The organism is Pseudomonas sp. NPDC089752 (assembly GCF_044748725.1).
In the GTDB taxonomy this organism is placed as follows: Bacteria; Pseudomonadota; Gammaproteobacteria; order Pseudomonadales; family Pseudomonadaceae; genus Aquipseudomonas.
The window spans coordinates 42,670-54,499 of the sequence record NZ_JBIVGP010000023.1 but is presented as its reverse complement, the minus strand read 5'-3'; the positions used below and the strand labels follow the sequence as shown (position 1 = coordinate 54,499).

Here is an 11,830-nt window from a genome sequence, read left to right as displayed (position 1 = left end):
GCGCCCACGGCCCATCCATGGGCCGAGGCGCTTGACGGGCTCCTGCCCGTCACCTCCCTCCGCAAGACCTCCGTTCGGCCTCCTGAAGTCGCAATTTGTGTCGTCTGTACTACTGCGCGCTTACAAGCAAAAGCAGAGCAAGAGCAAGAGCAAGAGCAAGAGCAAGAGCAAGAGCAAGAGCAAGAGCAATGTCTGGCTTATAAATCCGGGTCGACCTCCCCGGCATACATGTCCGACTCCTTGTACATGTCGTGCACATGCCGCAGCAACACCATGATCACCGCCGCCACCGGCAGGGCCAACAGCACCCCAGTGAAACCGAACAGCTCGCCACCGGCGAGGATGGCGAAGATCACCGCCACGGGGTGCAGGCCGATGCGGTCTCCCACCAGCAGCGGCGTCAGCACCATGCCTTCAAGGGCCTGGCCGACCATGAACACCGCGACGATGCCAAGCATCGGGTACAGATCACCGCCGAACTGGAACAGCCCGGCCACCAGGGCAGCACCGATGCCGATGATGAACCCCATGTACGGCACGATGGCCGCCAACCCCGCCAGCATGCCGATCAACAGCCCCAGCTCCAGCCCCACCAGCATCAGCCCCGCCGAGTAGATGACGCCCAGCGCGAGCATGACCATCAGCTGCCCGCGCACGAACGCCCCCAGCACTTCATGGCACTCCCCTGCCAAGCCCACCACCTGCGACTCCCGGTGGCGCGGCAGCAGGCTGCGCAGCTTGGCCATCATCAGGTCCCAGTCACGCAGCAGGTAGAAGCCCACCACCGGGATCAGCACCAGGTTGGCCAGCCAGGCCATCAGCGCCAGGCTCGACGCAGTGGCCTGGGACAGCAGCATGCCGACAATGTCGGTGGTCTGCCCCATGTGCTCACTGACGGCAGCCTTGATCTTGTCGAACTTCCAGAAGCCATCGGCCAGGCCCAGGCGGCTCTGCACCCAGGGCAACGCCACATGCTGCAGCCAGTCGAGCATCTGCGGCGCCAGTTCGTACAGACGCACCAGCTGCTTGGCCAGCATCGGGATCAGCACCAGCAGCATGGCCAGCAGGATCAGGGTGAACAAACTGAACACCACCACCACACCCCAGGTGCGCGACAGGCCCAGGCGCTCCAGGCGATCGACCAGTGGGTCGGCCAGATAGGCCAGCAGGATTCCCACCAGGAACGGCGAGAGGATGTTGTGCAAGCTATAAAGAAGCACGGCGATCAGCAGGGCAACGCCCAGCCAGATCCAACGACGCGTATCAGTCATGATCGGTAGTCCTTACCAGCGAAAACGCAGGCCGTCGAACGGCTTGGGGGCTGGGGAGGCGACTGGTTGTTCCGGCGTGGCGCCAGAAACTGCTGCAGGCGCAGCCGGGGCGGCAGGCACCTGCTCCGCAGGCAGCTCCTGCAACTTGGCCAGACCGAGCTGAGCGCGCAGCTGGTCACGATTGGCGGTGACGCCGTAGGTCAGGGTCTTGCCATCGGCCATCTGCAGCCGTGGGCCGTAAGGTTCGAGCACACGACTCAGTTCGGCATAACGCTGCAGGCTCATGCCTTGCACCTGCAACTGCAACTGGCTGCTGGCGCCCGGCTTGGTCACGTAGCGTGGGGCCAGGCGGTTACTGACTGCCAGCATCACAGCATCGGCCAGCGCGGCCTGGTCAGTACCCTCGGCGGTACCTTGCTCGCGCTTGTCGCCCAGCCACAGTTGCCATTTACCTTGCCACTTGCCGTCGGCTTCGTTGGCGTGCACCGCCAACAGGGCGTCGGCGCCGTAGCGCTCGGAAGCTTCGCGCAGGGGCGCCGGGTCGCTGCCTTCGAGCTGCTTGGCGTTGGCTACCAGTTGTTCCTGCAGGTCGGCCAGCGGCAGGCGCAACGGCAAACCCCGGTGTTGCGCAGCGCGGCGCAGAGGCTGGGCGCTGGCCTGGCCGTCGCCGATCAGGTTGCTGCCCTCGACACTGTCGTTGAGCCACCAGCCGAGGATCGACGGCCGATTGCTGCCCCACAACGCCAGCCCGGCCTTGCGCAGGGCCCGCTCGGTGCTGCCGGGGTCGAACTCGACGACCACTGATTCGGGCGGACCGGCCTCGGTGCCGACCTGGTTGATGATCTGTTGCGGATCTTTGCGCAGTTCGGCCAATGCCGGGTTTTGCGCCGCCTTGGGGTCGCCGGTCAGGCGCAGGACCAAGGTGTCGAGCGCCTTGGCGGTGGCAGCGCTGCGCGCTTCGGCGCCCTGCCCTTCAATGGGCTCGCGGACCTGATAGAGGCCGGAGACATTTTCGGCCTGGGCCACAGAAGCGATCAGGGCAAGTGAGGCTGCTGCCAGTGTGTTGAAAAGACGCATGGAGGATTCCTGTCCATAAACAAGGAGAGCGCAGGGGTTCAGAATAGTTGGCGCTCTTGAAATCGAGCGCCGCCCGCGCGGCGCTTCGCGGATAAATCCGCTCCCACATTCCTGTCAGGCCGCGGGGATGGCATTTGCGCCAGCCAAAAATTTCGTCATGCCCCAAGGCTGGCAACCATGGTCTATCAGGCCATGGCACGTTGCAACAAATGTGGGAGCGGCTTTAGCCGCGAAGCGCCGCGCGGGCGGCGCTCGATCTCAAGAACACTTCTAATGTCATGACAAGCGCCCGCAGGGTTTTTCACCATTTCCTACCCTGCCCGTCGGCCTGAGGATGGCCGCTGCACCCCAACCCTGATAAAATCGCGCGCCTTCACAGACCTCTGACGTTTCAGGCAACCGCCGCTCCCCAGCCGGCCTTGGCCGTCACGGTCGTTTTTACGAATCCCTCCCTCTTAAAGGCCTGGATCAATGAGCAAGCAACCCTCCCTGAGCTACAAGGACGCCGGTGTAGACATCGACGCCGGCGAAGCACTGGTCGAACGCATCAAGGGCGTGGCAAAACGCACCGCACGCCCTGAAGTCATGGGTGGCCTGGGTGGCTTCGGCGCCCTCTGCGAGATCCCGGCCGGCTACAAGCAGCCGGTGCTGGTCTCCGGCACCGACGGCGTCGGCACCAAACTGCGCCTGGCACTGAACCTGAACAAGCACGACAGCATCGGCCAGGACCTGGTCGCGATGTGCGTCAACGACCTGGTGGTGTGCGGCGCCGAGCCGCTGTTCTTCCTCGACTACTACGCCACCGGCAAGCTCAACGTCGATGTGGCCGCTACCGTGGTCACCGGTATTGGCGCCGGCTGTGAACTGGCAGGCTGCTCGCTGGTTGGCGGCGAAACCGCCGAAATGCCAGGCATGTACGAAGGCGAAGACTACGACCTGGCCGGTTTCTGCGTCGGCGTGGTGGAAAAGGCCGAGATCATCGACGGTTCCAAGGTCGCTACCGGCGACGCGCTGATCGCCCTGCCATCGTCCGGCCCTCACTCCAACGGCTACTCGCTGATCCGCAAGATCCTCGAAGTGTCCGGCACCGACATCGAGAACACCCAGCTCGACGGCAAGCCACTGACCGACCTGCTGATGGCGCCAACCCGCATTTACGTCAAACCGCTGCTGCAACTGATCAAGCAGACTGGCGCAGTCAAGGCCATGGCCCACATCACCGGTGGCGGCCTGCTGGACAACATCCCACGCGTACTGCCGAAAAACGCCCAGGCCGTGGTCGACGTGGCCAGCTGGCAGCGTCCGGCAGTGTTCGACTTCCTGCAGGAAAAAGGCAACGTCGATGAGCACGAAATGCACCGCGTCCTGAACTGCGGCGTCGGCATGGTCATCTGCGTGGCTCAGGACCAGGTCGAAGCGGCCCTCAACGTCCTGCGTGCAGAAGGCGAGCAGCCATGGGTCATCGGCCGCATCGAACAAGCCGCTGAAGGCGCTGCCCAGGTCGAACTGCAGAACCTCAAGGCACACTGATGCCGAGCAAGCCCTGCAATGTGGTGGTACTGCTGTCGGGTTCCGGCAGCAACCTGCAAGCCTTGATCGACAGCAGCCGCAGTGAAGACAGCCCGGTCCGTATCGCCGCGGTGGTGTCCAACCGCGCCGACGCTTACGGCCTGCAACGCGCAGCGGCGGCGGGTATCGCCACCGCCGTGCTCGACCACACCGGCTTCGACGGCCGTGAAGCCTTCGATGCGGCGCTGATGGCGCGCATCGATGGCTTTGCTCCCGACCTGGTGGTGCTGGCCGGCTTCATGCGCATCCTCAGTGGCGGTTTCGTACGCCACTATCAGGGCCGCCTGCTCAACATCCACCCGTCGCTGCTGCCCAAGTACAAGGGTTTGCATACCCATCGCCGGGCACTGGAAGCAGGCGACGACGAGCATGGCTGCAGCGTACACTTCGTCACCGAGGAACTCGATGGCGGCCCCCTGGTCGTACAGGCTGTGGTACCGGTAGCGTCAGACGACACCGCTGAAAGCCTGGCGCAACGGGTGCACCATCAGGAACACCAGATCTACCCGCTGGCAGTGCACTGGTTTGCCGAGGGGCGCTTGCGCCTGGGTGAACAGGGTGCATTACTGGATGGCCAGCCACTGCCGGCCAGTGGTCATTTGATCCGACCCTAGGAGAATTTATGCGTCGCGCCCTGCTCTTGGCTCTTGCCGTGCTCGCCCTGCCCCTGCAGGCAGCCGATCTGAAGCCCTTCTCGGCCAGCTACACCGCCGACTGGAAGCAACTCCCCATGAGCGGCACTGCCGAGCGCAGCCTGGTCAAGAACGCCAACGGTACCTGGGACCTTAACTTCAAGGCTTCCATGATGATCGCCAGCCTGACCGAGCAAAGCACCCTGCTCATGGAAAACGACACCCTGTTGCCGCAGAAGTATCACTTCGAGCGCGGCGGCCTGGGCAAGGCCAAGAAAGTCGACCTGACCTTCGACTGGACTGGCAAGAAAGTCACCGGCAGCGACCGTGGCGATGCCGTCAGCCTGCCGCTCAACCGCGGTGTGCTGGACAAATCGTCCTACCAGCTGGCACTGCAGCATGATGTTGCCGCCGGCAAGAAGAGCATGACCTACCAGGTGGTCGACGGGGACGAAATCGACACCTACGACTTCCGCGTGCTGGGCCCCGAAAAAGTCACCACCAAGACCGGCCAGGTCGATGCGGTGAAGGTCGAGCGCGTACGCGATCCGAGCCAGAGCAAGCGCATCACCGAACTGTGGTTCGCCAAGCAGTGGGACTACTTGCTGGTGCAACTGCGCCAGGTCGAAACCGATGGCAAGGAGTACGTGATCGTGCTGCAGGATGGCACGGTCGACGGCAAGCCGGTAAAGGGCAACTGATTCGCCGCAGCCCGCAGCATCCGCAGCCCCGCCCAGTGCGGGGCTTCTTTTTGCCTGCTGAACATGAACATAGTTTCATCAGCGTTTTATTTACTTAGCCTGCTATCAAACTCTATAAAGAGGGTGTGCGACACAATGTCGCAATCACCCAAGCAGTGGAGTTTACCGATGACAGTCCAAGTAACCGAACGCGACGAATCGAAAATGTCCCACGAAGGCCTGGCCGCTGGCGTGCGGATCTGGGATGTACACCAGCAAGGCCAATTGGTCGGCATGTTCCACAATGAACACGAAGCCCACCAGTACCGCGCGGAGCTGGAAGACCTGGAAGGCCAGCGCAGTACGCAATGACACAGTCTTTCAAAAGAAAACCCCGCCTAGGCGGGGTTTCTGTTGCTTACCACATCAAATCGTCAGGGATCTTGTAGGCTGCGTACGGGTCATCCTCGTCCGCTTCCTCGACATGGGTGTTGAGCAGCAGGATGCGATTGGGGTCGCGCTCCTGGATCTTCACCGCCGCTTCGCGCGGGATCACCTCGTAACCGCCGCCATGCGAGACGATCGCCAGTGCGCCATTGCTCAGCTTGCTGCGCATCAGGGCATTGACGGCGATGCGCTTGACCTTCTTGTCGTCGACGAAGTTGAAGTAGTCCTCGGTGCTGAGCTTGGGCAGGCGGGTCGCTTCGATCAACTGCTTGATCTGCGCGGCACGGGCTTTCTGCTCGGCCTTTTCCTGCTGCTGGCGGTTCAGTTCCTGGTCACGCTTGGCCTTCTCGGCCATGGCTTCCTTGGCCAGGCGCTGCTGGGTGTCGTCGACTTCGACCTGACCCTTGTGCTCCAGGCGTTTTTGTTTCTTCTCGGCCTTGTTGGTCTGGGAAACCTGTTTCTGGTTGACCAGACCGGCCTTGAGCAATTGATCGCGAAGGGAAAGACTCATGGATGTACACTCACTTATGCAGCCACTCAGCCGCAGCTGGGCAGGTTCTTTTCCTGACGTTTGGCTTCCCCCCAAAGGGCGTCCAGTTCGTCAAGGTTACAATCTTCAATCGGCCGACCGCTGTTGCGCAATGCCTGTTCGATGAAGCGGAAACGCCGCTCGAACTTGCGGTTGGCGCGACGCAGGGCGTTTTCCGGGTCGTGCTTGAGGTGGCGGGCCAGGTTGACGGTGGCAAACAGCAGGTCGCCGATTTCATCTTCGAGGGCGTCGGCATCGCCGTCGGCCATGGCCTGCAGCACTTCGTCCAACTCTTCCCGCACCTTGTCCAACACTGGCAACGCATCGGGCCAGTCGAAGCCGACGGTTGAAGCGCGCTTCTGCAGTTTGGCTGCTCGCGACAGCGCCGGCAATGCCGCTGGCACATCATCGAGCAGCGACAGCTGTTCGGGCTCGCTTTTTTCGGCGCGCTCTTCGGCCTTGATCTCTTCCCAGCGCGACTTGACCTGGGCCTCGCTCAGGCTGGGGGTGTCCAGCGGCGCGTACAGCTCGCCGGTGGGGAACACGTGCGGGTGGCGGCGGATCAGCTTGCGGGTGATGCTGTCGACCACGCCATCGAACTCGAAACGCCCTTCCTCGCGGGCCAGCTGGCTGTAATAGACCACCTGGAACAACAGGTCGCCGAGTTCGCCTTGCAGGTGCTCGTAATCACCGCGCTCGATGGTGTCGGCGACTTCGTAGGCTTCTTCGAGGGTATGCGGGACGATGCTTGCGTAGTTCTGCTTGAGGTCCCATGGGCAGCCGTACTGCGGGTCGCGCAGGCGGGCCATGAGGTGCAGCAGGTCTTCGAGGGTGTAAGTCATTTTTAAGCAGGTCCTTCGGTGGTGCGCCCTTCGCGGGCAAACCCGCTCCCACAGGTACAGTGCACATTTCCAGGCTTGCACTCAACCTGTGGGAGCGGGCTTGCCCGCGAAGAAGCCACCTCGGTCTCAAGGGGTACGATTACGCCGCGTTTCGATGATGTTCGGCAACTGCGAAATCCTCCCCAGCAAGCGCCCCAGCGCATCCAGGCCTGGAATCTCGATGGTCAGCGACATCAGCGCGGTGTTGTCTTCCTTGTTCGAGCGGGTGTTGACCGCCAGCACGTTGATCTTCTCGTTCAGCAGCACCTGCGACACGTCACGCAGCAAGCCCGGGCGGTCGTAGGCACGGATGACGATGTCGACCGGATAGGTCTGCACCGGTATCGGCCCCCAGCTGACCTGGATCATCCGCTCCGGCTCTCGCCCGGCCAGTTGCAGCGCCGAGGCGCAATCCTGGCGGTGGATGCTGACGCCACGGCCTTGGGTGATATAGCCGACGATGGCATCGCCCGGCAGCGGCTGACAGCAGCCGGCCATCTGCGTGAGCAGGTTGCCGACGCCCTGGATCTGGATGTCGCCGCGCTTGCCGGTACGGGTGCCGGTAGGCTTGCGCGGCACCAGTTCGATCTGCTCGATACGATCGGGTTCGAGCAGTTGCTGGGCGGCGTTGACCAGGTGCGCGAGGCGCAGGTCACCGGCGCCGAGGGAGGCGAACATGTCCTCGGCGGTCTTGACGTTGGTTTTCTCGGCCAGGCGTTCGAAGTCGACCTGCGGCAGGCCCAGGCGGCTGAGCTCGCGTTCGAGCAGGGTCTTGCCGGCGGCGACGTTCTGGTCGCGCGCCTGCAGCTTGAACCAGTGGACGATCTTGGCCCGCGCCCGCGAGGTGGTGACGTAGCCCAGGTTGGAGTTCAGCCAGTCACGGCTCGGGTTGCCGTGCTTGCTGGTGATGATCTCCACCTGCTCGCCGGTCTGCAGGCTGTAGTTGAGCGGCACGATGCGCCCGTTGATCTTGGCGCCACGGCAGTTGTGGCCGATCTCGGTGTGCACGCGGTAGGCGAAGTCCAGCGGCGTCGAGCCCTTGGGCAAGTCGATGGCATGACCGTCGGGGGTGAAGACATAGACCCGATCCGGTTCGATGTCGACCCGCAGCTGTTCGGCCAGGCCGCCGATGTCGCCCAGTTCCTCATGCCACTCGAGTACCTGGCGCAACCAGGAAATCTTCTCTTCGTAGTGGTTGGAGCTGGATTTGACGTCGGTGCCCTTGTAACGCCAGTGAGCACAAACGCCGAGTTCGGCCTCTTCGTGCATCCCCTGGGTTCGGATCTGGACTTCGAGCACCTTGCCCTCGGGGCCGATCACCGCCGTGTGCAGCGAACGGTAGCCGTTCTCCTTGGGGTTGGCGATGTAGTCGTCGAACTCCTTGGGAATGTGCCGCCACAGGGTGTGCACGATCCCCAGCGCGGTGTAGCAATCGCGCACTTCCGGCACCAGCACGCGCACCGCACGCACGTCGTAGATCTGGCTGAACTCCAGGCCTTTGCGCTGCATCTTGCGCCAGATCGAATAGATGTGTTTCGCCCGGCCGCTGATGTCGGCATTGACGCCGGTGGCCAGCAGCTCGTTCTGCAGCTGGTTCATCACGTCATTGATGAAGCGCTCGCGGTCCAGCCGACGCTCATGCAACAGCTTGGCGATCTGCTTGTACTGATCGGGTTCGAGGTAGCGGAAGGACAGGTCTTCCAGCTCCCACTTGATATGGCCGATGCCCAGGCGATGGGCCAGCGGCGCATAGATGTCGAACACCTCGCGCGCCACGCGCAGGCGCTTTTCGTCATCGGCGGACTTCACCGCGCGGATCGCACAGGTACGCTCGGCCAGCTTGATCAGCGCCACACGCACATCGTCGACCATCGCCACCAGCATCTTGCGCAGGTTCTCGACCTGCGCCTGCGAGCCCAGCACCAGCGACTGGCGCGGGCTGAGGCTGGCACTGATGGCGGCCATGCGCAGCACGCCGTCGATCAGCTTGGCCACCACCGGGCCGAAACGCTGGCCAACCTCGGCCAGGGTCACCTTGCCCTCACGCACCGAGCGGTAGATGACCGCCGCCACCAGGGAATCCTGGTCGAGCTTGAGGTCGGCGAGGATTTCGGCGATTTCCAGGCCCGCCTGAAAACTGGAGGTACCGTCGGCCCATGAATGCTTGGCCGGGTTACCCTTTTTCTCGATTTCCTGGGTGAACTCGCAGGCCTCTTTGAGCGCTACGCGATCCAATGCCGAATCCACGCTCACCACGTGATCCAGCCATGCTTCGAGATTGATACTGCCGTCGGTGTTGACCGGCTGGTGCACTCTCACCTGTACCATCTTTGCTTTACCTTTCCATACAGCGCACCACGCGGATGCGCTGGCTATCACCGTGTGGCTCCCAATCCATGGAAACCGCACCAAGGGGCCAGCTCGCTAGCCCGCTTCGAATAACGCCATGGCTTCGACATGCGCCGTCTGAGGAAACATGTCGAGAATCCCGGCCCTTTTTAACCGGTACCCTTGGCCGACCAGCACCTGGGCGTCTCGCGCCAGCGTGGCCGGGTTGCACGATACATAAACCAGCCGCTTGGCCTTGAGGCGGGCGATGCCTTGCACCACCTCGAACGCACCGTCGCGCGGTGGATCCAAGAGTACCGCAGAAAAGCCCTCGGCGGCCCATCCGGCGCCTGCCAAAGGCTGCGATAAATCGGCCTGAAAAAACTGCGCGTTATGCACATCGTTGCTTCGGGCATTGGCCGCGGCCCGATCGACCATGGCCTGTACACCTTCTACCGCCACCACTTCACGCGCCTGGCGGGCCAGCGGCAGGGCGAAGTTGCCCAGGCCGCAGAACAGATCCAGCACACGCTCGTCGGCTTGCGGTGCGAGCCAGGCCAGGGCCTGCTCGATCATCGCGGCATTGACCTGGGCGTTGACCTGGACGAAATCGCCCGGGCGCCAGGCCAGCTCCAACTGCCAGGGTTCCAGTGCAAAGCCCAGTTTGGCGTCGGCACCCAGCGGCGCCGGCTCACCTTCGCCCTGCAGCCACAGCTGCGCGTCGGCCTCGGTGCAGAATGCCTGCAAACGTGCCAGGTCTTCCGCTGGCAACGGCGAGACGTGGCGCACCAACACAGCCTCGTGGGTGCCACTGAACAGCTCGACATGGCCGATGACCTGCGGTTTGCTCAACGAACGCAGGACAGTCGGCAAGTGCCGCACAATGGTTTGCAAAGGCTGTACCAGTACCGCGCAATCGTCGATGGCGACGATGTCCTGACTGGCCTCGGCACGGAAACCAACGTCCAACTGACGGGCTTTCACATCCCAGCGTACCGCTACCCGCGCCCGGCGCCGGTAGCCGAACTCCGGCCCGCTCAGTGGCGCGGCCCATTCTTCAGGTTGCACGCCGGCAACCCGTTGCAGCTGTTCGGCCAGGGTGCGCTGCTTGAGCGCCAACTGGCCTTCATGCGGCAGATGCTGCAGGTTGCAGCCGCCACAGCGCTGGTAATGGCGACACGGCGCCTCGCGGCGCTCGGGACTGGCCTGCAGCACACGCTCGAGGCGCGCCTCGACCACCTTGCCGCGGGCATTGAGTACCCGTGCCTCGACCGCTTCACCGGCCAGGGCGCCGCTGACGAACCACGTGCGCCCTTCCAGGAAGGCGATACCCCGGCCGTCACCGGCCAGGCGCTCGATATCCAGGCGCTGTTTCTTGCCCACGGGGACCTGGGACGTACGGTTGCCACCGGCCGGCTGAAAGCGCAGGCCGCTGTTGGTTTTTTTTCTGGACATTTAGCTCGGGTCGAACAGGCCGGTGGACAGGTAACGGTCGCCACGGTCGCAAATGATCGCGACCATTACCGCGTTTTCCACTTCCTGGGACAGGCGCAGCATGGCTGCCACCGCACCACCAGAAGACACACCGCAGAAAATGCCCTCTTCACGGGCAAGGCGCCGGGTGGTGTCCTCAGCCTCTTGCTGGGACATGTCCACCACGCGGTCGACGCGGGTGGCGTCGAAGATCTTCGGCAGGTATTCCTCGGGCCAGCGGCGAATGCCTGGAATGGCCGAGCCTTCCATCGGCTGCAGGCCGATGATCTGCACCTCGGGGTTCTGCTCCTTGAGGTACTGCGAGCACCCCATGATGGTGCCGGTGGTGCCCATGGAGCTGACGAAATGGGTAATGGTGCCCTGGGTCTGCTGCCAGATCTCCGGACCGGTGCTGTTGTAATGGGCAATCGGATTGTCGCCGTTGGCGAACTGATCGAGGACCAGACCACGGCCTTCGGCCTGCAGCTTCTCGGCCAGGTCGCGGGCACCCTCCATGCCCTCTTCCTTGGTCACCAGAATCAACTCGGCGCCGTAGGCGGTCATCGCCGCCTTGCGTTCGGCGGTGGAGTTGTCGGGCATGATCAGGATCATCTTGTAGCCCTTGATCGCCGCCGCCATGGCCAGGGCAATGCCGGTGTTGCCGGAGGTGGCCTCGATCAGCGTGTCGCCAGGCTTGATCTGGCCGCGCAGTTCGGCGCGGGTGATCATCGACAGCGCCGGGCGGTCCTTGACGGAGCCGGCAGGATTGTTGCCTTCAAGCTTGAGCAGGAGGGTATTGCTGGTTTCGCCAGCGATGCGCTGCAGGCGAACCAGGGGCGTATTGCCGACGCAATCGGCGATGGTTGGGTACTGCAAGGTCATGGCGTATTTCACAATCCGGACGGCAGGGGTGCCTATCATACCGGCAAACCCTTCGCGGCCA

General features: G+C 63.2%; 11 protein-coding genes. 4 read left to right on the top strand and 7 right to left on the bottom strand.

The window, feature by feature from the left end; all coding sequences use genetic code 11:
• Nucleotides 1-197: 197 nt before the first annotated feature.
• Nucleotides 198-1,271 (bottom strand): AI-2E family transporter, encoded by a 1,074-nt coding sequence (locus tag ACIPZF_RS25105; RefSeq protein ID WP_400804498.1) that lies wholly within the window; start codon nucleotides 1,269-1,271, stop codon nucleotides 198-200.
• 12 nt (nucleotides 1,272-1,283) lie between these two features.
• A complete protein-coding gene (locus tag ACIPZF_RS25100; protein ID WP_400804495.1) occupies nucleotides 1,284-2,348 on the bottom strand; it encodes a DUF2066 domain-containing protein in 1,065 nt (354 codons plus the stop codon).
• Nucleotides 2,349-2,819: 471 nt separating this feature from the next.
• Between ACIPZF_RS25100 and purM the strand changes: the two genes are divergently transcribed.
• The 4 genes from purM (at nucleotide 2,820) to ACIPZF_RS25080 (ending at nucleotide 5,601) form a co-directional block, all read left to right on the top strand.
• The gene (gene purM, locus ACIPZF_RS25095) at nucleotides 2,820-3,878 is read left to right on the top strand and encodes a phosphoribosylformylglycinamidine cyclo-ligase (protein WP_400804493.1); all 1,059 of its coding nucleotides are present in this window, start codon (nucleotides 2,820-2,822) and stop codon (nucleotides 3,876-3,878) included.
• Nucleotides 3,878-4,531 (top strand): phosphoribosylglycinamide formyltransferase, encoded by a 654-nt coding sequence (gene purN / locus ACIPZF_RS25090; RefSeq protein WP_400804491.1) that lies wholly within the window; start codon nucleotides 3,878-3,880, stop codon nucleotides 4,529-4,531. The genes purM and purN overlap by 1 nt, the downstream gene beginning before the upstream one ends.
• An 8-nt stretch (nucleotides 4,532-4,539) precedes the next feature.
• Complete coding sequence (locus ACIPZF_RS25085; RefSeq protein ID WP_400804489.1) at nucleotides 4,540-5,250, top strand: DUF3108 domain-containing protein; 711 nt, start codon at nucleotides 4,540-4,542, stop codon at nucleotides 5,248-5,250.
• A gap of 168 nt (nucleotides 5,251-5,418) precedes the next feature.
• Nucleotides 5,419-5,601 (top strand): hypothetical protein, encoded by a 183-nt coding sequence (locus ACIPZF_RS25080; protein ID WP_400804487.1) that lies wholly within the window; start codon nucleotides 5,419-5,421, stop codon nucleotides 5,599-5,601.
• Nucleotides 5,602-5,647: 46 nt separating this feature from the next.
• On the opposite strand, the gene ACIPZF_RS25075 is transcribed toward ACIPZF_RS25080, so the two are convergent.
• The 5 genes from ACIPZF_RS25075 to cysM form a co-directional block, all read right to left on the bottom strand.
• The gene (locus ACIPZF_RS25075; RefSeq protein ID WP_400804485.1) at nucleotides 5,648-6,187 is read right to left on the bottom strand and encodes a DUF2058 domain-containing protein; all 540 of its coding nucleotides are present in this window, start codon (nucleotides 6,185-6,187) and stop codon (nucleotides 5,648-5,650) included.
• A 26-nt stretch (nucleotides 6,188-6,213) separates the two neighbouring features.
• Nucleotides 6,214-7,047 (bottom strand): nucleoside triphosphate pyrophosphohydrolase, encoded by an 834-nt coding sequence (gene mazG, locus ACIPZF_RS25070; protein ID WP_400804483.1) that lies wholly within the window; start codon nucleotides 7,045-7,047, stop codon nucleotides 6,214-6,216.
• Between the two features lie 126 nt (nucleotides 7,048-7,173).
• Complete coding sequence (relA, locus tag ACIPZF_RS25065; RefSeq protein ID WP_400804480.1) at nucleotides 7,174-9,414, bottom strand: GTP diphosphokinase; 2,241 nt, start codon at nucleotides 9,412-9,414, stop codon at nucleotides 7,174-7,176.
• A 96-nt stretch (nucleotides 9,415-9,510) separates the two neighbouring features.
• On the bottom strand, nucleotides 9,511-10,869 hold the full coding sequence (gene rlmD, locus ACIPZF_RS25060; protein WP_400804479.1) for a 23S rRNA (uracil(1939)-C(5))-methyltransferase RlmD: 1,359 nt from the start codon (nucleotides 10,867-10,869) through the stop codon (nucleotides 9,511-9,513).
• A complete protein-coding gene (cysM, locus tag ACIPZF_RS25055; RefSeq protein ID WP_400804478.1) occupies nucleotides 10,870-11,769 on the bottom strand; it encodes a cysteine synthase CysM in 900 nt (299 codons plus the stop codon).
• Nucleotides 11,770-11,830: the final 61 nt, after the last annotated feature.

Bases quoted from the DNA above. Each gene is read 5' to 3' on its own strand.
- ACIPZF_RS25105 (WP_400804498.1), bottom strand. From the start codon at position 1,271: ATGACTGATACGCGTCGTTGGATCTGGCTGGGCGTTGCCCTGCTGATC.
- ACIPZF_RS25100 (WP_400804495.1), bottom strand. From the start codon at position 2,348: ATGCGTCTTTTCAACACACTGGCAGCAGCCTCACTTGCCCTGATCGCT.
- purM (WP_400804493.1), top strand. From the start codon at position 2,820: ATGAGCAAGCAACCCTCCCTGAGCTACAAGGACGCCGGTGTAGACATC.
- purN (WP_400804491.1), top strand. From the start codon at position 3,878: ATGCCGAGCAAGCCCTGCAATGTGGTGGTACTGCTGTCGGGTTCCGGC.
- ACIPZF_RS25085 (WP_400804489.1), top strand. From the start codon at position 4,540: ATGCGTCGCGCCCTGCTCTTGGCTCTTGCCGTGCTCGCCCTGCCCCTG.
- ACIPZF_RS25080 (WP_400804487.1), top strand. From the start codon at position 5,419: ATGACAGTCCAAGTAACCGAACGCGACGAATCGAAAATGTCCCACGAA.
- ACIPZF_RS25075 (WP_400804485.1), bottom strand. From the start codon at position 6,187: ATGAGTCTTTCCCTTCGCGATCAATTGCTCAAGGCCGGTCTGGTCAAC.
- mazG (WP_400804483.1), bottom strand. From the start codon at position 7,047: ATGACTTACACCCTCGAAGACCTGCTGCACCTCATGGCCCGCCTGCGC.
- relA (WP_400804480.1), bottom strand. From the start codon at position 9,414: ATGGTACAGGTGAGAGTGCACCAGCCGGTCAACACCGACGGCAGTATC.
- rlmD (WP_400804479.1), bottom strand. From the start codon at position 10,869: ATGTCCAGAAAAAAAACCAACAGCGGCCTGCGCTTTCAGCCGGCCGGT.
- cysM (WP_400804478.1), bottom strand. From the start codon at position 11,769: ATGACCTTGCAGTACCCAACCATCGCCGATTGCGTCGGCAATACGCCC.